The sequence below is a fragment of the Frondihabitans sucicola genome, from assembly GCF_030296615.1.
Taxonomy (GTDB): Bacteria; Actinomycetota; Actinomycetes; order Actinomycetales; family Microbacteriaceae; genus Frondihabitans; species Frondihabitans sucicola.
Genome location: NZ_AP027732.1, coordinates 2,384,367 through 2,406,409, shown reverse-complemented (window position 1 = coordinate 2,406,409; position 22,043 = coordinate 2,384,367). Strand labels below are relative to the sequence as shown.

The 22,043-nt window shown below is 70.6% G+C and carries 26 protein-coding genes and 1 pseudogene; 15 read left to right on the top strand and 12 right to left on the bottom strand.

What is annotated here, in order from left to right:
* Positions 1–2 precede the first annotated feature (2 nt).
* Positions 3–515, top strand: a complete 513-nt coding sequence (locus QUE79_RS12390) for a hypothetical protein (RefSeq protein ID WP_286343387.1) — start codon at positions 3–5, stop codon at positions 513–515.
* A 99-nt stretch (positions 516–614) separates the two neighbouring features.
* Here QUE79_RS12390 and ligD read toward each other — a convergent pair whose 3' ends face one another.
* Positions 615–1,637: a non-homologous end-joining DNA ligase gene (ligD, locus tag QUE79_RS12385; RefSeq protein WP_286343386.1), complete on the bottom strand. Its 1,023-nt coding sequence runs from the start codon at positions 1,635–1,637 to the stop codon at positions 615–617.
* Between the two features lie 75 nt (positions 1,638–1,712).
* Between ligD and QUE79_RS12380 the strand changes: the two genes are divergently transcribed.
* The gene (locus QUE79_RS12380; RefSeq protein ID WP_286343385.1) at positions 1,713–2,765 is read left to right on the top strand and encodes an ATP-dependent DNA ligase; all 1,053 of its coding nucleotides are present in this window, start codon (positions 1,713–1,715) and stop codon (positions 2,763–2,765) included.
* A gap of 37 nt (positions 2,766–2,802) precedes the next feature.
* Here the strand turns inward: QUE79_RS12380 and QUE79_RS12375 are convergent, their stop codons facing one another.
* Positions 2,803–3,240, bottom strand: coding sequence for an SRPBCC domain-containing protein (locus QUE79_RS12375; protein WP_286343384.1), 438 nt, complete (start codon positions 3,238–3,240; stop codon positions 2,803–2,805).
* 179 nt (positions 3,241–3,419) lie between these two features.
* Between QUE79_RS12375 and QUE79_RS12370 the strand changes: the two genes are divergently transcribed.
* On the top strand, positions 3,420–3,938 hold the full coding sequence (locus QUE79_RS12370; RefSeq protein ID WP_286343383.1) for a DoxX family protein: 519 nt from the start codon (positions 3,420–3,422) through the stop codon (positions 3,936–3,938).
* 93 nt (positions 3,939–4,031) lie between these two features.
* Here QUE79_RS12370 and QUE79_RS12365 read toward each other — a convergent pair whose 3' ends face one another.
* Positions 4,032–4,526, bottom strand: a complete 495-nt coding sequence (locus QUE79_RS12365; protein ID WP_286343382.1) for a DUF427 domain-containing protein — start codon at positions 4,524–4,526, stop codon at positions 4,032–4,034.
* A 421-nt stretch (positions 4,527–4,947) separates the two neighbouring features.
* On the opposite strand from QUE79_RS12365, the gene QUE79_RS12360 reads away from it, so the two are divergent.
* Positions 4,948–5,559, top strand: a complete 612-nt coding sequence (locus QUE79_RS12360; RefSeq protein ID WP_286343381.1) for a hypothetical protein — start codon at positions 4,948–4,950, stop codon at positions 5,557–5,559.
* Here QUE79_RS12360 and QUE79_RS25560 read toward each other — a convergent pair.
* The 3 genes from QUE79_RS25560 to QUE79_RS12350 all read right to left on the bottom strand — a co-directional run bounded on the left by QUE79_RS25560 (position 5,508) and on the right by QUE79_RS12350 (position 6,775).
* Positions 5,508–5,675 (bottom strand): DUF1294 domain-containing protein, encoded by a 168-nt coding sequence (locus QUE79_RS25560; protein WP_350271700.1) that lies wholly within the window; start codon positions 5,673–5,675, stop codon positions 5,508–5,510. The two genes, QUE79_RS12360 and QUE79_RS25560, sit on opposite strands and share 52 nt — an antisense overlap.
* Positions 5,676–5,810: 135 nt before the next feature.
* The gene (locus QUE79_RS12355) at positions 5,811–6,656 is read right to left on the bottom strand and encodes a hypothetical protein (RefSeq protein ID WP_286343380.1); all 846 of its coding nucleotides are present in this window, start codon (positions 6,654–6,656) and stop codon (positions 5,811–5,813) included.
* Positions 6,626–6,775 (bottom strand): hypothetical protein, encoded by a 150-nt coding sequence (locus QUE79_RS12350; RefSeq protein WP_286343379.1) that lies wholly within the window; start codon positions 6,773–6,775, stop codon positions 6,626–6,628. The genes QUE79_RS12355 and QUE79_RS12350 overlap by 31 nt, the downstream gene beginning before the upstream one ends.
* A gap of 121 nt (positions 6,776–6,896) precedes the next feature.
* On the opposite strand from QUE79_RS12350, the gene QUE79_RS12345 reads away from it, so the two are divergent.
* Entirely contained in the window at positions 6,897–8,312 is a 1,416-nt protein-coding gene (locus QUE79_RS12345) for a DUF6177 family protein (protein ID WP_286343378.1), read from the top strand.
* Between the two features lie 45 nt (positions 8,313–8,357).
* Here the strand turns inward: QUE79_RS12345 and QUE79_RS12340 are convergent, their stop codons facing one another.
* Both QUE79_RS12340 and QUE79_RS12335 read right to left on the bottom strand, forming a co-directional pair.
* Positions 8,358–8,867, bottom strand: coding sequence for a hypothetical protein (locus QUE79_RS12340; protein ID WP_286343377.1), 510 nt, complete (start codon positions 8,865–8,867; stop codon positions 8,358–8,360).
* A gap of 549 nt (positions 8,868–9,416) precedes the next feature.
* Positions 9,417–10,160, bottom strand: a complete 744-nt coding sequence (locus QUE79_RS12335; RefSeq protein ID WP_286343376.1) for a DNA/RNA non-specific endonuclease — start codon at positions 10,158–10,160, stop codon at positions 9,417–9,419.
* A 71-nt stretch (positions 10,161–10,231) separates the two neighbouring features.
* Here QUE79_RS12335 and QUE79_RS12330 point away from each other — a divergent pair, with 71 nt between their 5' ends.
* Positions 10,232–10,600 (top strand): hypothetical protein, encoded by a 369-nt coding sequence (locus tag QUE79_RS12330; RefSeq protein WP_286343375.1) that lies wholly within the window; start codon positions 10,232–10,234, stop codon positions 10,598–10,600.
* Positions 10,601–11,064: 464 nt separating this feature from the next.
* Here the strand turns inward: QUE79_RS12330 and QUE79_RS12325 are convergent, their stop codons facing one another.
* From QUE79_RS12325 to QUE79_RS12310, 4 genes are read right to left on the bottom strand one after another with little or no spacing between them, the layout of a single operon-like run.
* Positions 11,065–12,150, bottom strand: coding sequence for a hypothetical protein (locus QUE79_RS12325; protein ID WP_286343374.1), 1,086 nt, complete (start codon positions 12,148–12,150; stop codon positions 11,065–11,067).
* On the bottom strand, positions 12,147–12,491 hold the full coding sequence (locus QUE79_RS12320; RefSeq protein ID WP_286343373.1) for a DUF6507 family protein: 345 nt from the start codon (positions 12,489–12,491) through the stop codon (positions 12,147–12,149). The genes QUE79_RS12325 and QUE79_RS12320 overlap by 4 nt, the downstream gene beginning before the upstream one ends.
* A gap of 38 nt (positions 12,492–12,529) precedes the next feature.
* Entirely contained in the window at positions 12,530–12,844 is a 315-nt protein-coding gene (locus QUE79_RS12315) for a pore-forming ESAT-6 family protein (protein WP_286343372.1), read from the bottom strand.
* Between the two features lie 12 nt (positions 12,845–12,856).
* A complete protein-coding gene (locus QUE79_RS12310) occupies positions 12,857–13,192 on the bottom strand; it encodes a WXG100 family type VII secretion target (protein ID WP_286343371.1) in 336 nt (111 codons plus the stop codon).
* Positions 13,193–13,430: 238 nt separating this feature from the next.
* Here QUE79_RS12310 and QUE79_RS12305 point away from each other — a divergent pair, with 238 nt between their 5' ends.
* The 9 genes and pseudogenes from QUE79_RS12305 (at position 13,431) to QUE79_RS12265 (ending at position 21,851) form a co-directional block, all read left to right on the top strand.
* Entirely contained in the window at positions 13,431–14,453 is a 1,023-nt protein-coding gene (locus QUE79_RS12305) for an FHA domain-containing protein (protein ID WP_286343370.1), read from the top strand.
* Positions 14,454–14,502: 49 nt separating this feature from the next.
* On the top strand, positions 14,503–14,796 hold the full coding sequence (locus QUE79_RS12300) for a hypothetical protein (RefSeq protein ID WP_286343369.1): 294 nt from the start codon (positions 14,503–14,505) through the stop codon (positions 14,794–14,796).
* The gene (locus tag QUE79_RS12295) at positions 14,793–15,977 is read left to right on the top strand and encodes an EsaB/YukD family protein (RefSeq protein ID WP_286343368.1); all 1,185 of its coding nucleotides are present in this window, start codon (positions 14,793–14,795) and stop codon (positions 15,975–15,977) included. Before QUE79_RS12300 ends, QUE79_RS12295 begins: the two co-directional genes overlap by 4 nt.
* Positions 15,914–16,192: a hypothetical protein gene (locus QUE79_RS12290; RefSeq protein ID WP_491018490.1), complete on the top strand. Its 279-nt coding sequence runs from the start codon at positions 15,914–15,916 to the stop codon at positions 16,190–16,192. The genes QUE79_RS12295 and QUE79_RS12290 overlap by 64 nt, the downstream gene beginning before the upstream one ends.
* Positions 16,192–17,178, top strand: a complete 987-nt coding sequence (locus tag QUE79_RS12285) for a P-loop NTPase family protein (protein WP_286343366.1) — start codon at positions 16,192–16,194, stop codon at positions 17,176–17,178. The genes QUE79_RS12290 and QUE79_RS12285 overlap by 1 nt, the downstream gene beginning before the upstream one ends.
* A pseudogene (gene eccCa / locus QUE79_RS12280) lies at positions 17,175–19,721 on the top strand (type VII secretion protein EccCa); the annotation flags it as partial. The gene QUE79_RS12285 and the pseudogene eccCa, both read left to right, overlap by 4 nt.
* Positions 19,625–21,229 (top strand): type VII secretion protein EccCb, encoded by a 1,605-nt coding sequence (gene eccCb, locus QUE79_RS12275; protein ID WP_286343365.1) that lies wholly within the window; start codon positions 19,625–19,627, stop codon positions 21,227–21,229. The pseudogene eccCa and the gene eccCb, both read left to right, overlap by 97 nt.
* Positions 21,226–21,522 (top strand): hypothetical protein, encoded by a 297-nt coding sequence (locus QUE79_RS12270; RefSeq protein WP_286343364.1) that lies wholly within the window; start codon positions 21,226–21,228, stop codon positions 21,520–21,522. Before eccCb ends, QUE79_RS12270 begins: the two co-directional genes overlap by 4 nt.
* Positions 21,519–21,851, top strand: coding sequence for a hypothetical protein (locus QUE79_RS12265; RefSeq protein WP_286343363.1), 333 nt, complete (start codon positions 21,519–21,521; stop codon positions 21,849–21,851). Before QUE79_RS12270 ends, QUE79_RS12265 begins: the two co-directional genes overlap by 4 nt.
* Positions 21,852–22,043 lie beyond the last annotated feature (192 nt).

Below are 22,043 nucleotides of genomic sequence, written 5' to 3'. Positions count from 1 at the left end.
TCGTGGCCGACGGCGGCGCCGACCCGGCAGACCTCCTCCGCTCCGCCCTGCGGGCGACCATCGACCGCCTCGATCGAGCGGAGGCCCGTGACGAGGCCCTGGCTGTCGTCAAGGAACCGCGAGGTTTCGGCCCCTTCAAGACTCAGACCTCGATGCAACCGGTCGGGCGCGCCTGGCGACTCGGCGTGATCCTGCTCGATCGCGGAGCGCGCCTCTACAGCGTCGGGAAGATCACTCGCGCGACAGCGACGGGCTGGCCCCAGAACCTCTCGCTCTCGGTTGAGCAGCGCCGCGCCGATCGGCAGGCGGCGAGCCGCGGCGACTTCGTCGAGGGGGACGTCGTCAACTACGGCTATACCGAGATCGCCCACGATCCCGCGGAGCTCGGCGAGGGCTCCGACCCCCTGTCGTTCGACGGCGAACGCCTGCTCCTCCGCTGGGGGCCCGGCCCCGGCGAGCGCCGCCCGCTCGAGACCTACCTCGCCGACCGCGCGCAGCTCCTCGAGGACGAGTAGCCCGCCCGCCTTCGTGCGTGGTGCTGGGAACAGGCGCTTTTACGCGGAACAGGTGATCTGGATCGCCTGTTCTGCGTCAAAGCGCCTGTTCCGCTAGGGCTACGGCTTGCGCGCGCGGGAAGGCTGCACGCGCGGGGGCTCGCCGGGCATCTTCGGGAAGTCCGGCGGGAACGGCAGCTCGCCGAGCCCCGACTCGGCATCGGCCTCCCAGCGGTCGAGCAGCGGTTGGATCGACGGCGCCGCCCCCTCGTGCAACGCCTCCCACGGGTCGCCGACCGTGTTCAGACGCTCGGGCACCGTCAGGATCGTGTGGGCCGCAGGATCCACGCTCCCCAGCTCGTCCCAGCCCACCGGCGTCGAGACGGAGGCCCGGGCGAGCGCCCGCGGCGAGTAGGCGCCGGCCATGGTGCGATCCCGGTTCGCCTGGTTGAAGTCCAGGAAGATCCGTGCGCCGCGCTCTTCCTTCCACCAGGCCGCGGTGACGTCGTCCGGCATCCGTCGTTCGAGTTCTCGGGCGACGGCGATGACGCCGTGCCGGACGTCGAGGAACTCGAACGACGGCTCGATCGGCGCGAACACGTGCAACCCGCGGTTGCCCGAGGTCTTCACGAACGCCGTCAGCCCGAACTCGTCGAGCAGGTCGCGCAGCGCGAGGGCGGCGGCGATGACGTCGGGGAATGTCGTCCCCGGCTGCGGGTCGAGGTCGATCCGCAGTTCGTCGGGGAAGTCGGGGGCGTCGGCGCGAGACGCCCAGGGGTGGAAGACGACGGTGTTCATCTGCACGCCCCAGACCGCAGCGGCCGGCTCGTCGAGCACCAGCTGCGGGTGCACGCGACCGCTCGGGTACGTGACATCGACGGCGCGGACGTAGTCGGGCGTGCCGCGGGGCGGGTTCTTGGAGAAGAACTGCTCGCCGTCGACCCCCGCCGGGAAACGCTGCAGCGACACGGGCCGCCCACCGTTGGCGCGGATGAAGGCCGGCCCGACCGCGACGAAGTAGTTCGCCAGGTCGAGCTTGGTGATGCCGAGCTCCGGCCAGAGGACGCGCGACGGACTCGAGATCCGCACCTCTCGGTCGCCGTCGGGCCCCGGGACGGTCAGCACCGCTGCATCGCTCGCCATGCCTCACCGTAGCGCCGCAGCCCTCCGGGTGCACGGTGGCGGGCACCCACGCCCCGGCCGGGCCAGACTCTGGTCATGATCCCCAGCGCGCAGAATCCCGTGTCGCCGATGCTCGCCAAGGCCGTCGACACGGTGCCGGAGCCCGACAGCGTCGACGGCGGCCTGTCGTACGAGCCGAAGTGGGACGGCTTCCGCGGCCTCGTCTACGTCGACGACGGCCAGGTCGAGATCGGCAGCCGCGGGTCGAAGATGCTGACGCGCTATTTCCCGGAGCTGGTGGAGGCGATCGCGGACCAGGTCGCAGGATCCTGCGTCCTCGATGGCGAGATCATCCTGCGTCAGCCGTCCGGCACCGGCGAGCGGCTCGACTGGGAGGCCCTCTCGGCCCGCATCCACCCGGCCGCGTCCCGCATCGCGAAGCTGTCCGTCGAGACCCCCGCCTCGTTCGTCGCGTTCGACCTCCTCGCCGCCGCGGACCTCGACCTCACCGGCGTCGCCTTCTCCGAGCGACGCGCGGCCCTCGTCGATCTCGCGGCCGCGTTCTCCGACCCGCTCCACCTCGGGCAGACCACTGACGACGTCGACCTCGCGCGCCGCTGGCTGGTCGAATTCGAGGGGGCCGGGCTGGACGGAGTCGTCGCGAAGCCGCGCGCCGGCGTCTACGAAGAGGGCAAGCGCAGGATGCTCAAGGTCAAGCACCACAGGACGGCCGACGTGGTCGCGCTCGGCTACCGCATCCACGCCTCGGGCGAGGGCGTCGGCTCCCTGCTCGTCGGCCTCCACGATTCGGACGGGGTGCTGCAGAACGTCGGGGGCATCTCGGCGTTCACGATGGCGCGCCGCCGTGAGCTGATCGACGAGCTCGCCCCGCTCGTCGTGCGGTCGTCCGACGGGTCGGCCGCCACCGGCGAGACCGAGCGCAACCGATTCTCGTCGAACCGCGACACCTCGTTCGTGAAACTCGCGCCGACCGCGGTCGTCGAGGTGCGCTACGACCAGATGGAGGGCTCCCGCTTCCGGCACACCGTGCAGTTCGAGCGCTGGCGACCCGATCGCGAGGCGAGCTCGTGCACGTTCGAGCAGCTCGAGGTTCCGGCCGCGTACGACCTCGGGGCCCTGCTGGCGTGAGCGGGCGGGATCCTGCCCGGATCGTTCTTCGCCGCCGTCAGGCTTGGGGCGCCACCGTGGCGAGCCCGTCGAGAACGGCCTGCCAATTCTGCGACGAGTGCTCCGCGGCCTCCTCCGAGGCGTTGTTGGTCTGCTCGACGGTGACGCGGCAGCCCCCGTCGATGGGCTGCACCTTGTAGGTGACGCGCTGGTAGTTCTCCGGGACGTCGGCCTTTCCGCTCGACGGGCTGAAGAAGGTGGTCACCAGGAGCAGAGGCTCGTTGGCCTCGAGGACGGTCCCGTGGTCTTCGTACGGCTTGCCGTCGAACTCGCCGGAGTAGGTGATCGGGCTTCCCACCTGCCAGTCGCTCGTGACGGTCGTGCCGAAGAAGTACTCGCGCACCAGGTCGGGATCGGTCAGGGCCCGCCAGCACTGCTCGGGGTCGGCGTCGATCACGCGCATGGCGCGGGCCACGGGTGAGGTATCGGTCGTCATGTCCGTCTCCTTCGTCGGGTGTCTCCGACCATCCTTCTCCCTGCCGGGTCCGGGCGCCAGGTCTGCGCGACGTCCCGGCCGAGCCCGCCCGCCGGGTCTGCGCGACGCGAGGCGGTGCCGCGCAGACAACACGCGTCGAGAAGTAGCCACGGTCGGGCCTTCGGGCGTAGAACGGAGACATGAGCCTCGGAACAACACTCCTGCGCGTCACCGTCGGCGGCCTCCTCGCCGGCCACGGCCTCCAGAAACTCACCGGATCGTTCAACGGCCCCGGCATCGAAGGCGTCACCCAGATGATGCACGGCATCGGCCTGCAGCCCGCGAAGCGCAACGCGCTCCTGGCCGCCGCGACCGAGACGGCCGGCGGCGCCGGAGTCGCCCTCGGCGCGCTGACGCCTCTGGCCGCAGCAGGCCTGATCGGCAGCATGGTCACGGCGGTCCGCACCGTGCACCTCAAGAACGGTCCGTGGAACAGCGACGGCGGCTACGAGTACAACGCCGTGCTGATCGCCGCCCTCGGCGTGATCGCAGCCGGGCCGGGCAAGCTCTCGTTCGACGCCGTCATCGGTCGCAAGAGCTGGGGTGTCGGCGGCACGCTCTTCGCGCTCATCGGCGGCTTCGCCGCGTCGGCCGCCGTCATCGAACTCGGTCGCCGCGCTCCCGCACCCGAGGTCGACGCCGAGGGCGCCGCCGGCTGAGCTTTCACGACGCCCGCGGAGGTCCGCGGCGCGCTTTGAGCCCACGCGGCGCCAGCTGAGCTTTCGGCTCGGCGCGCTCGACTTCGGGGCGCGTCACCAACCGAGGGTGCCCGGCGCCCCCTTGAACGGGCCGACCACTCGCGATGTGATCCAGCCGCCGTAGAAGTCGCCCTCCTGCGCCGAGACGTTCTCTCCCGCGACCTCGCAGGCGTCCATCGCCCCGGGATAGAGGGCGACGTACCCGGCCAGGGCCTCGAAGCCGGACCAGGGTGCCCGATACCCCCACGCGGCCTTCGGTGCGGTGACGCCGCCGCCCGTCACGTCGTAGTAGTTCGCGGCCCCTTTGAACTCGCACAGGCTGGCCCCGGGCGCAGGATGCAGGACTCCCGCGGCGAAGGACGACACGGGCAGGTAGTACACGGGCGGGTGACTCGTCTCGAGCACCCGCAGTGCCGCGGAGGTGTCGGCGATCGTCTCCCCGCCGAGTCGCACGACCACGCGATCCGCGGTCGGCTCGACCCGCGGAGGCCGCGGGTAGTCCCAGACGGATTCTTGGCCGGGCCCAGGTTCGATGCGTGCGTGAGTCATCGCACCATCCTGCGCCGGGTGCCTGAGCGCGGCAGGCAACCGGCGCGCGGCCGGCTGCCCGCAGGCGGCCGGCTGCCCGCAGGCGGCCGGCAGCCTGCAGGCGGCCGGCAGCCCGCAGGCGGCCGGCAGCCCGCAGGCGGCGGAATCGCGGACGGGGTTCACGCGCCGAGGCGTTCACCCCCGCGGAGGAACCGATTCCCCCTGGCGGTGGAGGCTCCTCGTCGGCGGCATCGCCTACCCTCGAAGGATGCCGACCCGCCCGACTCCGACCCGCGAGCCCCCGAAAAGCGGTGGGTCCCCGCGAGCCGGCAGGGCCGGCACCCGGAGCGGGCGGACGCGGGGCGGCGCGACCCAGAGGCGTCTTTCCGCCTCCGGGCGCACGGCCGCCGCACGGCGCGGCGGAACGCGCAGACGCCGCGCGGTGTCGCCGAGCGGGCGCTCGCGCGCCCTGTCGTTCGGCGTCGCGATCGGAATCGGGCTGGTGGTGGCCCTGGTGAGCGCCATCGTGTTGGCGGCCTCCGGCGCCGTCAGCCGTATCGGCGACGCGGCCGGGGCCGCCGGGTCCGCCGCGAACGGGTCGAGCGTGAGCTGCCCGGCGGCCGAGCCCGTCCAGATCGGAACCGTCCTCGTGCCGGCCGGCCCCGTTGCCGGCTACTGCCAGGATCGCCTGATCAACGCCGCGCACATCATCAACGCGGCCCGCGCCCAGGGCATCGGCACCCACACGCAGGCCATCGGCGTCATGACCGCCATGGGCGAGTCGAGCCTCGTCAACATCGACCACGGCGACACGGCCGGGCCCGATAGTCGAGGGCTCTTCCAGCAGCGTGACAACGGCGCCTGGGGCAGCCTGTCGGATCGGATGACGCCGTACGTGGCGGCGACGCATTTCTTCGACAAGCTGGTGCGGATACCCGGCTGGAAGACCCTCACCCCGACGCTGGCGGCCCACGACGTGCAGGTCAACGCCGACCCGAACCACTACGAGAAGTACTGGCCCGCCGCCGAGCAGGTCGTGGCGGCTCTGCAGTAGCTCGCGCGCCGGGTACCGAAGCCCCGTCCGGCTCCGACGAGCAGCAGCTTGCGTTCGCTCACCCGCCGTCGGCCGTGACGGGCTGCCGACTCGTCGACGGCGTAGACGACGAACAGCAGGACGCTGAGCGCCAGGGAGACCTACGGCGTCCCTCCCGGGAAGGCCCGCCACGAAGCCCGCCACACGACCAGGCCCGCGAAGACCGGGATGCTGGCCAGCGACAGGAGGCACGACACGCGCACCCCGCGATGCTACGAGATCTCGTCGACGAACTTGCCCGGCGTCGTGATCTCGACCTCCTCGATCCGGCTCGCCGCCTCGGCCACGCGGGCCGTCGAGTCGACCAGGTCGTCCACCTGCTGAGTCGTCCACGTTCGAGGGGCGCGTCCTCTGACGAGCTCGTCGAGGACGATCAGATCGAGGTCGGGCTGGTCGAGGTGACGGCTGCCGACCGGGCGGTACCAGGTGTTCGGCCGCATCACGACCTCGTGCTCTTCGGGATACTGCGAGGCGGGCTCGATGTCGCGGCCGGTGAGGCAGGCGACGACGGCGAGCTGCGGGACCGAGAAATTCTCCGTCGCGATCCGGATGTCGCGAGAAAGCGGCACGATTCCGCGCGAGAAGAACGGCTCGGTGGGACGGATCGGCACGCTCAACCCGTGGAAGAAGGTTCCCGCCACGGGCTGCAGGGCGTCGAACGTCTTCAGGATGGTGACGAGTCGCTCCGGGAGGCGGCCCGAGTAGTCCGGCTCGTCCAACTCCGTCATCCAGGCGGCGACGCTCGCGCCGGATCGCGGGAAGCGGGCCAGTTCGCTCGTCCACACCCAGTCGGCGGGCACGATCTCGCAGCCCTCGGGCGGCGGGATGAACGGATCGGGCTCACCGAAGTAGACACGCCGGTCGTTGTTGAAGTCCCACTCGAAGCCGCCGTCGCGCTGCATCACGAGCTCGGTCGACAACCAGGTGCCCGTCTCGGGCGCTGCCATGATGGCGCGTAGCTCTCGGAAGTCTCCCTGCAGCGCCGGAGGCACCGCGACGGTCACGCGGGTTCCGTCGGCCTCGAGGATCAGCCCCTGGCGTCGTGGAGGCTCGAGCACTGCGCGAACGAGAACCGCGCCGTCTGCCAGGCCCCCGAGGCGAGCCAGCGCGTGATGTCGGCGACGATGTGCTGCTGCTTGGCCTGCATGTGACGGAGTCCGTCGATCCCCTGCGGCATGCTCCCCCGATCCGAGTCCGTTCGCCCAATCCTGGCATGGGCAGGATCCTCGGCACCCGTTCGGCACACCGTCGCTGCGATGCGCGCGCTCTGCTCCCCGCACACCGAGTAGCCTTCACGTGTGACGGCTCCGTTCCACCCGCTCGCCGACGCGGTGCACGACACGTTCGTGCACGTCGAGACGCGAAGCGAGGTCGTCGCCCTCGGGCCTCTCGAGGCCGACCTCTTCGTGCGTGCGGCCCGCGCCGGCCTCCGCGTCGTCCTGGTGAGCGACGAGTGGACGCGCCTGACCGACGCCTACCGCGACGTTCTCGCCGAAACCGACGGCCGATGGGTGGTCCGCGACGGCGACGGTCACTTCCGCAACGGCATCACGGGCCGCGAGCTGGCCGACATCACCGACGCGCTCACGCCCGGTCCGGGTGAGGTCTCGCAGCGCTTCCTGGCGTTGGAGCAGCCCGACCAGACGCAGTTCGTCGTGTCGGCCTCCCTCCGGCACCGGCCGACGGCGCAGACCCGACTCGGGCGCGCATCCGAGGTCTTCGCGGCGCTCGGCGGCGCCCGGGCCCCGGGAGGCTGGGGCACGCACGAGCCCGTCGAGGCCCCCTGGGACAAAGGCGTCCTGACGGCATATGCCCGGTCGCGCATGCCGGCCGACACGCGCCTCGTGGTCACCGGCACCCCCGAGCATCCGTTCAGCGGCTCGATCACCTCGCGGCGCACCGAGCAGGGCGTCGAAGAGCTCGTCACGGGCGTCATCGGGGTCGGGGAGCCGGGATCCGCGGACGTCACGCGAGCGTTCGAAGCGAGCCGGAGCATCCTGCTGGAGTTGTGCGCGTCCGCGCTGCCCCTGGTGGCCACGATCTTCGCGCGGGTGGGGCGCGGCGACCTGACGACCCGGCCGTTTCTGCGGCAGGATCCCGAGCCGGTCGCCCTGCTCATCGGGGCCCCGGCGGTCCGGGCGCTGGGCCTCGACCCGGCCGAACAGGCGGCGGAGTTCGGCGCCGTCGCGGGGGCCGTCCGCGCGTCCCGGCCCTCGTCTACGGATTCCGAGATCTTCCGCTCCGCCGCGGAGACTCGGGCTGGCCGCGACTCGACCCGCTGCTCGACTCGCTCGGTCGCGAGCGACTCGAACTCCTCACCGGACTGCGGCTGGGAGGAGGCTCGGATGCCGCGTGAATTCGTGCTGCTGTCGCCGGCAATGCCCGGCGACGCCGCCTTCCGCGCGGCTGGGACGAGCGCCGGCGAGCCGGTGTCGCTGACTCTCGATTCGGGCGGCCTCCTGGCGCGGTTCCACACGCGGGCGCTCGATCCGCTCGTGACGGTGCTTCACCCGCGCAGGATCACGTCCGGTCCGGAGATCGACCGTCTCCTGCCCTCGCATCCCCCGCTCCCGACTCCACCGGCGGAGGGGTTCTGGTGGACCGACGTCGTCGTTCCGTGGGGCCCGGCGGAGGCCGGCGGCGTCGCCGTCGCCGTCGCGCTGGCGGAGTCGCTCGACGGAGTGCTCGTGGATCGCGCGGCGCCGGTCGGCTGATACACGGGTCTGCCGGCGAGCCCGATCGGCGATGCGCCCGAAGAGCTATTCGGGCGCGACGCCGAAGCGGTCGACGATCTGCTTGGTGATGACCGCGGTCAGGACGTCGCCGACGTCATCCATCAGGTATTCGGCGACCTCGGGGAGGTCCGCGCCGATGGGGCCGATCGGGGCGTCCGGGTCGAGGTCGTCGATTCCTGGCCGGTTGGGCTTGCCGAGAACGGAGGCGTAGAACTGCCAGAGGCGAATGAGAGTTGCCAGCGTCCGACGTTCGAGCAGCTCGGAGTAGACGTCTGCATAGACGTCTTGCGAGAGACCGTCCAGCTCTGCAGGCCAGCGGTCACGCTTGCTCTCGTCGGCGAGGATGGCGACATAGCCCGCCCCGCTTCGTAGGCGCTCCACCAGGTGGTCGGAGACGGAGGCGAAGACGTCGCGCCAGCCCCACTCCGGTGCCAGGGCGGCTTCGGCTTCGGGCCACGCGACGGAGGCCGCGATCGCCCTCTCGATGGAGGGGCTCGACGACGGGTTCTCGATCGGCTCTTCACCGGCGGCCACCTCCGCCAGCCACGGAGGCGTGAATTCGGCCGAGCGCGGAAACCTCGCGAGGTCTTCCGCCCACGAGTCGTCGCTGGGCCGGAAGGTTTTCCTGCCGGGGGCGCGAGGACCTCGTCGACGGGGCCCGCCATCGGTCGACGATCGTAGTTGAAGTCGAAGGAGAAATCGCCGGCACGCGTGAGGTTCAGCTCCGACGACAGCCACGCGCCTTTGTCGGGGCCTGCCATGGCCGCACGCAGCTCGGCCCATTTGGGGAAGAGGTCGTCGCCGCCGCGGACTCCGCCCTTCGACCCGTCGGCGCGGACGAAGTAGCTGGTCAGACTTCCCGTGCTTCCGGCCTGCAGGAAGGAGTAGCGCGCGCTCTCCCAGGTTTCACGAGCCAGCTCGCCGACCGCGATCCGCGCGACTTCTTCCTGGAGTGCGGGAACGTCGCGACCGCCGGGCGTGTCCGAACTCATTCTGATGGGTCTCCTCGGTTCACGTGGCGGTGTGGTTCAGTCGGGCGGTGGGGGCTCACTCGGCGGGTGGGGTTCACGTCGCGAGTGGGGTTCACTTGGCGGGTGGGCCGTTGTCGAACGGCGTGCGGATCCATTCGGGAGTGCCGTCGACCTGGTGATACACCGTGTAGGCCTCCGGCCTCAGGGACTCGCCCGGATACTTCACATCGATCTCGACGTGGACGGCACCACCCTCATCGATCGTGTCGGCCCACGAGCTTTCCAGATCGCGGAACGAACCGCGGTTCAGGTGGCTCCACTGGGCTGTGATGTTGACCCCTTCACCCGGGCCACCGAACACCGTACCGAAGAAGTGCCCGCCGTCGTCGAACCACTGCCGGTCGACGCCGCCGGCCTTGACCTGCTGGCCGTTGTGGCGCGCCCGGTCCGCCGCGTCGACGACGGTGTGCAGATGCCCTTCCGCGTGGACCACCCGAGCGTGCTCGTCGGTCTGGAAGAGGTACTTTCCGCCGTCGATGCTGTAGGTCGTGTTGGCCTCGACGTTCTTGTGATAGAGCTCGTGGGTCCAGTTGCCCTTCGTGCCCGAGTCGAGTTCGACGAGGTGGGTGTGGGTCCGCTCCGCCAGGTCGTGGCCGGCTTGGACGTAAGCGGGATCGTGAGCGGGGGCCGTGGTGTCGTGGTCTGGCGTGCTGTGGTCGGGGTTGCCGTGGTCTGGCGTGCTCTGGTCTGGCCCGCTCTGGTCTGGCCCGCTCTGGTCTGGCCCGCCGTGGTCGGGGTTGCCCGGGTCCGTGGGGGCGTGGTCGCCGGTACCGCCTGCGGGGTCGGGATCGCGCATCGAGCTGCCGTCGTCACCGGGCTTCTCGACGGGACGACCGGCTTCGCCGGCGGGGAACCCTCGCCGCTGCCGTGCCCGGTGCCGGAGCTGCCGTGCGCGCCGGATCCGGCGCCGTCCGTGCCCGACGGGACGTGGCTCTCACCGCCACCACCCGGGCCGAGGTCGGCCTTCGTCGAGCCGGTGTCGAGCGCGCCGGTGTCCTTCGGGCTCCCGTACTCGGACGAGGGGCCGCGCGTGACGTCGCCCGGAGTCGTGCCGTGCTCGCCGGGCGCCGCGTGCTCGCCGGGCACCCCGTGCTCACCGGCGACCGCGTGCTCCGACGGGGAACCGACCGAGACGAGTTCTCGCTCGGGTACCGTGGCGTGCTCTGCCGCACTGGCCGCAGGTGCATCGGCGTGCGCGCCCTGCGGAACGATGTCTGCGGGGGCGTCGTGGCCTGACCAGCTCTCGCTCTGGATCCGTTCGAGCGTGAGGGGCGCCGGGTGCGCGGGAACGTCGGCCAGCCGGGCCTCCGCGGCGTCGATCGTCTTGCCGAGCGAAGCGTCGAGTTTGCCCACGGACGAGTCGAGCGGCGAGACGTGGAAGTCGCCCAGACCGTGCGAGGCGTCCGTGAGGGTGACCTTGTCGGCGACCTTGGCGAGGTCGGCCGCGCTGAAACCGTGAGCGAGGTCGCTGCTGAACCCGCTGACGTGGCCGGCGGCATCGAGGAGGTCTCCGACCTTGGCGACGCTCCCCGCGGCCTCGGCCGCGTGTGCCCCGGCTCCGGCTTCGCCGGCACCCGGCACGAAGAAGGACGCGATGTTGAAGGCGCTCGAGCCCGCGGCCCCACCGGGATCGTCGACCCAGGCCTGGGCGATGTTGAAGCCGTCCCAGGACTTGGCGTCCCACCACTGATCGGGGAGCTTCAGGCCGACGAGGCCGCCGACCGTGTCGAGAAGTGCCGTCTGGTCGTCGTGCGCCCAGTCGGTGAGGTTCTTCTGGGTGTCCTTCCCGAGGAAGTCGCCCAGGGGCTCTGACCGAGGGCGAGAAGAGTGGAGTCGGCGCCGGGCACCAGCGACACCCCCAGGTGCGCCATGCCCAGCCACGCACCCGCGTACCCCTTGCCAGCTCGACTCCAGGCGTCGGATGCGAGGTCGCCGCGACCCGTGATCCAGCCGGCCGCCAGCTCGGCCTCCCACGGAATGCCGTTGCCGTCCCAGCCGGTCACGAGGGAGCTGACTCCCTTGACCATCCCGAGCGCGCCCGTGAACACGCCGCCGACGAAGTGCGCCGGAAAGCCCATCGTCTTCTCACCGCAGGACTCTTTGCGGCTCGACGTCGATCCCCACGGTGTCTGGATGTCTTTGTCGCCCGACCACGGGAGCATCGCCTCGGCCTGAGCCATGATCTGGTCCGGTGAGGCCTGACCCGGGGCCGCGCACACGCCTTGGCCGGACGCAGCCAGAATGGCGTTCGCGCACGTGCGCTGGGCTTCGAGCCAGCGTTCCGTGAGTTCGGCGCCTCGACGGATCAGGGCGTTGTTCTTGTCGACGAGACCCTGATCTTGGTCCCACGAGTCGATGTGGGTCTTGGGCGGGTCGATGAAGCCCATCACGCCACCGCTCGCCTTGACCCAGAAGTCGGTCGTCGTGACGTCGTGCGGAGTGAAGTTCTTGACTTTCGCGACGAACGCGGTCGCCTCTGTGGTGAGCGCCTTCAGGTCGGCTTCGATCGGACGGACTGTGTCGGCATAGGCCTTCAAAGCGTTCGAGACCGAGGTGAGGCCGTCACCGACCGTCGTCGAGGCGGTGCCGACCGGAGTCATGACGTCGTAGAGGTGATCGGCACCGTCTGACTCGTACGAGGCCGGCAATGCCTGCCACGCCCGCAGGGTGGCCGCCCCGCCGTCACTGATGCTCGTGGCCAGAGTCGAGATCGTCGCGGCGTGCGTCGCGACTGCCTCCGCGTCGAGACCCTTGCCAGGAAGCTTCGATGGATCGATGAGGCTCAACGCTCGCCACCGAACGCCGTGAAGGTCCCCGAGAGGGCGGACGCCTGCGCGTTGCGCTCGGCGGTCGCAGCCATCTCCTCGTCGCCGCGAACGATGGCCATGGTGGCGGCGGCCGCTCCGTCGCAAGCGGCCGGCACGCGATTGCCGATCGTCGTGACGGACTTCTCGATCGACGTGAAGAACTCGCCCAGTGCGGACAGAATCATCTGCGACTGGGCGCCCTTTGCAGCGCCGGTCACCTCGGCGTCAATTTTGCCCAGCGAATCGAAGATTGGCTGGCTCGCGGACTCCACATTGCCGAGGACGGTTTTGACACCGTTCGGATCGACTTTCCAGGTCATGAGTTCACCCCCACGGAACGGATCGCAACCCGGACGGGTCAGCCGATGTTGTCGACGGCCGACTTCGCCTTCTGAAGCGTCGCCTGGGCCGTGTCGTCGTTGCTGGCGAGCGAGGTGCGCAGGGTCTGGATGATCTGCTTGACCTCGGCGGCGGCGTTCTTCCAGCGCAGCTCTTTCGACTGGTACTCGTCGGACACGCCATCGGCCTGGTAGTCGCTCATGGCGGCGCGAACGTCGGCATCGCGCTGGTCGATCAGCGCCTCGAGTTGGGACGCGACGCGATTGAAATTGTCTTGCGACGTTTGCGAAGCGGCGACGTCGTAGTCGCGGCGATCAGCCTGGTTACCGGACATTCTGTCTCCCCTTTACTTGGCCCCGCCGAAGCGAGCCGCATCGAAGTTGACCGACCCAGCCGCCTGGGACTGCTCGTCGGCCATCTGCTGGTCGCCCTGCCCGAACGACGTATTCATGCCCCCGATGCCCTGCAGGACAGCGGCGAGCGATGCGTTGAGCTCGTTCGCCACCTGGTCGGACTGCGACTTGAAGCGGTCGAAGGCTGCGCGGCCCTGACCGTTGAACTTGCCCTGAAGCGGTTCGGCAGCCGCGAGCAGCGACTTCACCTGCGCTCCGAGATCTTGGTTGGCACTTCCGGTCTTCTTGCTCAGCACGCCCAGCGTGTCGGCCCCCATCGCGAACTTCACGGTGCATCTCCCCTTCGTCGTGTGACCCCTGTTCTACTCCGGACCGAGGACATTGGAGTGTCCCCGGAACGGGGGTCACCTGCCATCCTGCGCGATCGTTATAGCTATCGCAACTCGCTCTGGACTTTGTCCCCCGGGTTGCCGTCAGCATCGTGTCCCCGACCTGTGGACAACGAAAAGGAGCCCGTCGAGCCGACTAACATCGGTGGCTCAGGGACGACACGTTCGGGGAGGGTTCATGAGCGGTGCACTGCTGGGGTCACTCAGCTGCGCGCGGTGCGCCCAGATCCTGCCCGCCGACGAGCTGTTCTGCACCACGTGCGGCGCGCGTCAGCTGCCCTCCGCGAGCGGTGGTGCTCTGTCGCAGACCGGTGGCCTCCTCGCGGGCGTCGTTCAGGCAGCCGCTCCGCGGCGCCGCTTCGCCGTGGTGATCGACACGGCCGCTCTGCTCGTCGGCGCCGCCCTCCTTGCAGCTTCGGTGATCGAGGTCGATTCTCTGGGCACGCTGATCCTGCTCGCCGTCGTCGGGGCCGCAGCCGTCGCCGTCGTCCAGCTCGTCGCCCTTAGACGCTCGGGGCGAACCCTGGGGCTACGCCTTCTCGACCTGCGTCACGTCGACAACCTCACGGCCCTCCCACCGGGCATGGTCGCCACTGTCACAAGCAGCATCGCCCGCTGGCGACCACGGTCCTCTCTGACCGCCGACCTCCGCAGGGGTCGCGACCCCCTCACTCCTGCCCACGCCCCCGTCGCCCTTGCCGAACAGCGCTTGGCCACGGGCGTCAACCCGAGCGTCGCTGAACGCCCTGCGTCTCCGACGACCGGGAACGAAGTCGAAAGCTCGCCCGGTCAATCGGGAGTCGGTCCTCGACGCCGGCGACATGGCGCTCGAGCGGCGAGCGCAGCCGAGGTCTCGGGGCCGACGTACGTCTCCGCCCGCCTGGTGTTCGACTCCGGCGACGAGGTGGTCATCCGGCACCCTCTCCTCGTGGGACGAAATCCAGAGACCGACGCGCGTGGCACGGCCGTCCATGCCCTTCCTGATCTCTCACGCAGCCTGTCCCGCACGCACGCCCTGCTCGATTGGCGCGACGGCCTCCTCTGGGTCACCGATCTCAACACGACCAACGGCAGCGCCATCGTCGACGCCGACGGGGGTGTTCGCCCCCTGGTCCCCGGGCTGCGCACGGCCGCGTCCGTCGGCTGGCGCGTGGAGCTGGGCGAACGATCCCTCGAGATCCACCCGGGAGAGCAGGCATGAGCGGGCGCGACACGTTCCGTCCGCACACTACCGAGCCCGGCATGACGGCATGCCGCACGAACAGAAGGGCGGCATGAACAACGACGCGATCCTGCTCGAATCGGTCAAGACGCACCGAGCTCGACTCCGCGGCGCGTTCCTGATCGGTGAGCTCGCCGAGCGACGTGACGTCAACGACAACGTGCGCCGACTGATCGGCAGCATGGTCCTCGCCGCCGTCATCTGTGCGGGATGCGTCGGCACGTCGTTCGTCCTCAACGCCATCAACGCTCAGGCCACTCAAAGCAGCACCAGCACGACGAGCGGCTCCACCTCCGAATCGACCGGAGCCACCGCCAAATGACCGATTTCACGCGCCTGACGATCGTCGGCTCGCTCAAACGCGCGACGATCGTCGTTCCGAGCGACGAGTCCGTCGGCGCTCTGATCCCCCGGCTGATGGAACTCCTCGACGAACAGGTGGCCTCGGTCGCACGCCCGCTTACGCTGGTCCGTCTCACGGGCGAGCAACTCGACGCGACGCTGTCGGCCGCAGAGCAGACGGTCTCCGACGGCGAGATCCTGCGCCTCCTCCGCCTCGATGAGGCGCCGCCCCCTCCCGAGGTGAGCGACGTGACCGACGCCGTCAGCGAGTCCCTGTCGTCGCGAGCGGGGCTCTGGTCGGCTGAGCACCGGCAGGTACTCGGCGCAGGCGCCATCGGCGCACTGCTGCTGGTCGCCTCCTTTCAGGTGCTTCGGGCGCCGTCGCTGGGCGCGCTCCCGATCGTCGTGTGGGCCGTCGCCTCGCTCGCTGGGCTCGGGTTCGCCCTCGCCGGGCGGCGGGCCGTGGCTCGCGTGCTCCTCGGAGTCGGGCTGGGGTGCGCTCTGCCCGTCGGCGTGTGGCTGCAGCAACCCTTGTTCTCTCTCGTCCTGAGCGACCGAGGAAGCATCGTCGCGACGAAAGAGCAGTTCGTCGCCTCCCGGCTCGAGTACGACATCTCGACGTGGTCGGTGGTCGTCATCTCCGCGCTCCTCGTCGCCTGGCTCTCCCTGTTCCTCGTCCTCGGTCTCGGGCGACGCTCCCGTCCGGCCGCGCTGGGCAGCGGCGTCGGAGTCATCGGCTCCGTGCTGGCCCTCGCGCTGGGCCTCGGCTTCATCGCGGGCCACCTGGCGATCGCCGAAGCGGCTGCCATCGTCTCGGTCGTCGCCGTCATCGGCGTCGGGCTCGTTCCCTGGTACGCCATGAGCGCGTCCGGGCTCACGGGTCTCGACGACCAGGTGATGACGGGCCGACTGGCCGACCGCGACGGAGTGCTGTCGACGGTGGCCGACGCCTACCGCACCCTGACCTGGACCACGTTCGCCGTGGCAGTCACCCTCTGTGCCGCTTTGTTCGGCACGACGCTGACCACCGATCCGTGGATCCTCGGGCTGGGTGCCGTCGTCGCCCTCATCACGACGCTCCGCACCCGCGCTTTCCCCTGGCAGCACAAGCGTGGCCCCTCTGGCTCGCCGTCCTGCTACCCCTGCTGTACGGGAGCGTGACGAGTTTCGGCCGCGAGCCCGGCCTCGCCGCCGCCTGCCTCGCCGCCATCGCCGTCGTCGTCGCCGTCCTCGTCACGGCGCAGCCGGCAAGCCACCAGAGGGCGTCCTTCCGGCGTTTCGGGAACGTGCTCGAGACCGTGTCCGTCATCGCCCTCATCCCGCTGCTGATGGGCAGTTTCGGGGTCTACGGCGAGCTCCTCGGGTCATTCAGCTGATGAGCAGGTTCCGAAGCGCTGTGGCCGCCGCCCCGACGGCCGTTTTCTCGTCGACCGCCGCCCGGGCCCGAGAATTCGAGCGCGCCGACCGTGTCATCCGAGCCCCGTTGGCTCTCAGCCACCGCATCGCCTTCACACAACTGTCCGGTGGAGCCGGTGCGTCCGCGGTAGCCGCGTACGTCGCCGGCCTTCTGGCTCACCGGCGTCAGGGCCCGGTTCTCGGCGTCAATGCCTCGGGCGGTCGGCGCACGCTGCTCTGGCACGCGGGCCTGACCGGTTCCGACGACCCGGCACCCGCTGGAGACCCCGGCTCCGACCCGCGTGAACACGCCTCGCGCGACGCGATCGGCGGCACGCGATCGTCCGGTCTGCCCGGTCGGCGTGCCTCCGAGGTCGGCCGAGACATCGACCCCCGCCGCCTGCGACCGACGAGTTTCGCCGATGCGTCGGCGTCGCTCGAACGGACGGCGGGCGGCCTCTACACGCTCGACGTCCGCGCCGATCCGACCGGCATCGCCGCGACCGAAGCCGACTGGGCCACGCCGGTTGCGCCGATCACTCGCTTCTACGACGTGGTCTGCACCGACTGGGGCGTCCGCCGTCCCGAGCTCGACCTCGGCGGCGTCGCGGCGGGCAGCCACACGGTCTGCCTCGTCGCGCGCGCCGATCGTTCGTCCCTCGAAGAGGCCGTCGCCGTCACCGCCGCTCTCCGCGACCTCGAGAATCGCCCCCACGTGGTCGTGGCGGCAGTCGATCTCGGTCACACGGCGGGGCGCGCCCTCGAGGCGGTGCGCTGGAACGACAGCTGCGTGATCGTCCGGGTCCCCTTCGATCCTGGGCGCTCCGAAGCCGCCCCCGTGGCCAGCGGACGCCTCTCGACGCGCTCGAGGATGGCTCACACGCGGTTGGCTGCCGAACTCATGCCGCCCCTGCGGCCCACGGCGGGGGTCGCCCCGACCAGTCTCTTCGAGGGGGTCTCCGGATGACCCGCCGACTCGTCCACCGGCCGACGCGCGTCAGTCGACCGCTCCGAGCCGAAGAAGAGGAACAGCTCGCTCCGCCGCCGGCGCTCACGGACGGCCCCGTCGGAGGCATCCCGATCCAGACCCTGCTGCCGGTGGTCGGGTCGCTCTCGTCGATCGTCATGATCGTGGTGCTGCGCAACGCGAACCCCGTGTTCATGGTCGTCGGCGCCCTCGTCCTGGTCGTCGCACTGGTCGGCGGTCTCGGCATGACCCTGTCGCAGCGCGGCAATGCGGCGCGGACCAGGCGTACCCAGCGCGAGCGCTACCTCGACTTCCTCGAGAAGACGCGGGGCCGGATGCGGCAGCGCGCGCGCGAGGTGCGCGCGAAGGGTGCCACGCTCAACCCCGAGCCCGGTGCGCTGCCCGAGCTGGTCCGTGATCCTGCTCGCCTCTGGGAACGCCGACGCGGCGACGACGACTTCCTCGCCGTCCGGCTGGGGCTCGGTGACGTCCGCTGGTTCGATCTCGCGCTTCCTCGCGACGAGAATCCCGTGCAGCCGTTCGACCCGATCATGCAGGGCGAAGCGCAGACCGTCGTCGATCACTACTCCACCGTGGCGGGCATGCCCGTCACCGTCGACCTCGACCGAGCCGGCCACGTCGCGATCATCGGGGATCGCGACGACGTCCTGACGGCCGCTCGCGCACTCGTGATGCAGCTCGCCGCGCTCCATTCGCCGGACGACGTCCACCTCGCGGCGTCCTTCCCCGAAGAGTCGGCTGCCGCGTGGCAGGGCTTCGACCTGCTGCCGCACGTCGTCGACGACGATCTCCTCGACGGCCCGATCCCCGCTCGACGAATCGCCGCCGACACGACAGCGCTGCTCCGGGTGATCGGAGGGGAGCTCGCGGATCGAGCCCAGTTCGCTGCGACGGCCAAACGGAGCGCCGGGTCCAGCGACCAGGCCGAGCAGTCTCGACTGATCGTGTTCATCGACGACTACGGGCACGTGGCCAGCGGTCTCCCGGTCCCCGATGCCGACCTCGAGCTCACCGACCTGCGGGTCACGGCCGTGCACCTTCTCAGCGACCGCCTTCACGAGCCGTCGAACGTCACCGTCCGCGTCACGGCCAGCGGCGGAACAGCCACGGTGACCGACGCCCGCGTCGAGAAGAACGGCGAGGTCGTCGAAGAGGCTCTCCGGCTCGACAGGGTTCCGACGTCGCTGTTCGAGACGCTCGCGCGCTCGCTCGCTCCCCTGCGGCTCAGCCTCACGGCGCAGGACGAGGCGGAGTCGGTCGAGGGCATCAGCGTCACCGACCTGCTCGGCATCGACGATGTCACGGCGGTCTCGCCCGAGACGGCGTGGGCCCCGCGATCCCCACGCGACTTCCTGCGCGTGCCGATCGGCCTCGACGACTTCGGTGCGCCGATCCTGCTCGACCTCAAAGAATCGGCTCAGCTCGGAATGGGCCCGCACGGCATCTGCATCGGAGCGACCGGCTCCGGCAAGAGCGAGATGCTGCGAACCCTCGTGCTCGGCCTCGGGCTGTCTCACTCGCCGGAAGACCTCAGCATGGTGCTCGTCGACTACAAGGGCGGTGCGGCCTTCGCCGCCTTCTCGGGGTTGCCGCACGTCGCGGGCATCATCGACAACCTGCAAGACGACGCCGGCCTCACCGAGCGGGCGCGCGCCTCGATCGCGGGCGAGGTGGTGCGCCGGCAGAGGGTGCTCCGAGACGCCGACAGCTCACCGTCCATCACCCACTACCGCGAACTCCGTCAGACCCGACCGGACCTGCCTCCGCTCCCCCACCTGCTGCTGGTCATCGACGAGTTCGGCGAGCTCCTCACGGCCGAGCCCGAGTTCATCGACCTCCTGATGACCATCGGGCGCATCGGCCGTTCCATCGGGGTGCACCTGCTGCTCTCGAGCCAGCGCATCGAGGCCGGCAAGCTCCGCGGGCTCGACACCTACCTGTCGTATCGCATCGGGCTCCGCACCTTCTCCGAGGCCGAGTCGTCCACCATCCTCGACCGGCCCGACGCCTTCCATCTTCCGGCCATTCCCGGTTACGGCTACCTCAAGGTCGACACGTCGATCTACAAGCGTTTCCGTGCGGGATACGTGTCGGCACCCATCGACCAGGTCACGAACACGGCGCAGGATCCCGGGGAACGCCCCGAACCACTGATCCTGCCCGTGTTCAACACCCTCGCCTCGCGCGACGCTGCCGAAGGTTCTGCCGAAGAAGAGCTCGAGCGGCCCGCCGTCGGTCGGGCTCTCGTCGACGAAGCGGTCGACCGACTCCGCTCGGCGCAGCGGACGGTGAGCCCGGTCTGGCTGCCGCCGCTGCCTCCTCGGCTGGCGCTCTCGCGCGTCGTCTCCGACCGGCGCGAGCTCGACGACGCGCTGCGCGTGCCGCTCGGGCTCGTCGACGACCCCTCCCAGCAGGGGCAGGGCCCGTGGCACCTCGACCTCACGCGGAGCGGTGGCCACGCGGCGATCATCGGCGCACCGCAGTCAGGCAGATCCACGTTTCTCCGCACCCTGGCGGCGGCCACCGCACTCACGACGACCCCGCGGCAGGTGTCGGTGTACGGCCTCGACCTGTCGGGCGGGGGCTCAGCCGGATCGAAGCGTTCCCCCACGTCGGCGGGGTCGCCACCCGCGCCGATCCCGCACGCATCCAGCGTCTGCTCGAAGAGCTGCAGCTCATGCTCGCGTCGCGCGAACGAGCATTCCGAGACAACGGCATCGACTCGCTGGCCATGCTCCGAGCCCGTCACGCCGCCGGTGACCTGCCCTCGCTGCCGTCCGCCGACGTGATCCTGCTCGTCGACGGCTACGGCGCCGTGCGCGACGAGTTCGAGCGCTTCGACGCCGCCCTGTCGGAGCTCTTGGCGCGCGGCTCCTCGTTCGGCATCCACGTGATCCTGTCGCTGACCCGCTGGAACGAGGTCCGCATGAACCTCCAGCCCCTCATCGGCACACGCCTCGAGTTGAGGTTGAACGACCCCAGCGACTCGGTGATCGACCGCAAGCTCGCGCAGACCATCCGGGCGGAGCAGAAGGGTCGCGTCGTCACCGAAGATCGACTGTTCGCCCAGATCGCGCTCCCGATCATGGACGACGTCGACGACGACGGGGTCGCAGCCGCCCTCACGCAGTTGGCCGAGCGGGCGTCCGAGAGCTGGAACGGCCCCGGCGCCGCGCCGATCCGGCTGCTGCCCGCCGACTACGCACCCGACGAGCTGCCCGACCCGTTCGAGGAGCCCGACCGCGTGCCCATCGGCCTTCGGCAAGACACCATGCAGCCGGCGCTGGTCGATCTGGCCCACACCGACCAGCACCTGTCCGTCTTCGGTGACGGCGGCTCGGGCAAGACGACGCTGCTCCGCGGTCTCGCCGAGGGCCTCGTCGACCGCTATTCGCCCGAAGAGCTCGTGATCGCGGTGATGGACGCCCGGGGCACACTCCGCGACGTCTGCCCCGACGACTACCTCGGCGGCTACGCGTCGTCCGCCATCGAAGCGCGACAGCTGTCGACCGCGATCGCCGAAGAGCTGGCCAAGCGCCAAGGCTCCGCCGACCGCTCGAGCGGCCCACGGATCGTCGTCGTCGCCGACGACCTCGACATCCTGGCCTCCGGCGGCACAGAGCCGCTTCGTCCTCTGATGCCCTATCTGCCATCCGCCCGCGACCTCCGGCTGCACGTCGTCCTGGCGCGGCCGGTGGCGGGGCTGCAGCGCGCGCTCTACGACCCCGCGCTCCAGGCGCTGCGCGACACGGGCGGCAGCACGTTCCTGATGTCGGGCGAACGCAGCGAGGGGCAGATCCTGCCGCAGCTCTATGCCGAGCCGATGGTGCCCGGGCGAGGGCGGTTCGTGCGCCGCGGCGAGCGGGCCTTCGTCGCCCAGGTGGCGCACTTCGCCGCGCCGGTGCGCGTGTCGCCGGGCCAGCCGACGGGTGCCGCGGCTGCGGGCGTCGAGGCTGCGGGCGTTGCGGGCCCAGCCGGTTCATCGGGCAACACCGGTTCGCCGGATTCGCCGACGGAGGGCTTGTCGTGACCGATTTCCCCACGCGCCGCGAGATCCGCGGTGTCCGGATCGTCCTGGCGGGCACGGCGGGTGGCACCGGAACGACCACCATTGCCGCGCTGGTGTTCGAGTCGCTGCGCCACGCGCTGGAGGGCGCGCCCGTCCTGTACGACCACAGCGGAGGAGACCTCGGCGTGCGACTCACCAACGGAGACGACGTCGCCGATCTCGACGACTCCTTGGCGCTTCACGACCTGGGGCCGCACGCCTTCACCGGCGGAGTCGACTCCTCGAGGCGCCCCACGACCTGGTCATCGCCGTGACCTCGTCCACGCCCGCCGGTCTCGCCTCGGCGGCCAGTCTCCTCGGCACCGCCGCCGCGCGCTTCGGCACCGCCGGAACCTCCCGCCTCCTCGTCGTCGCCAATGGCTCCCTCGGCCCGGTCGGAGCCACCCGCGGTCCCACGCGCGGCGTCGCCGAGCTCCGCGACCGGTTCGGCCAGGGCTCCGTCGTCCCGTTCCCGCGCGACGAGGCCCTCGCGCTCGGGGGCAGGATCCCGCTCACCCGCCTCAGCCTCTCGGCCCGTCGCGGCCAGACAGTCCTCGCCCAGCGCACCGGCGAGCTGCTCGCGATGCACCGTCGCGCGCGCTGATCCTGCTCGGAGTTCACCGAGCGCGCGCGTCGCTGGTCGTGCCCGGCCGCCGACCCCGGCACGTCTTCGCGACCGAAGGCGCAGGCCACGCACACACGAGGATGCACTGACAATCCGCACGGCAGCCGGATTGCCGTCTGGCACCCTGCGGCGTGACCGGGTCGGCGTCGTCCGTTCAGGGCTGCGCCCGCG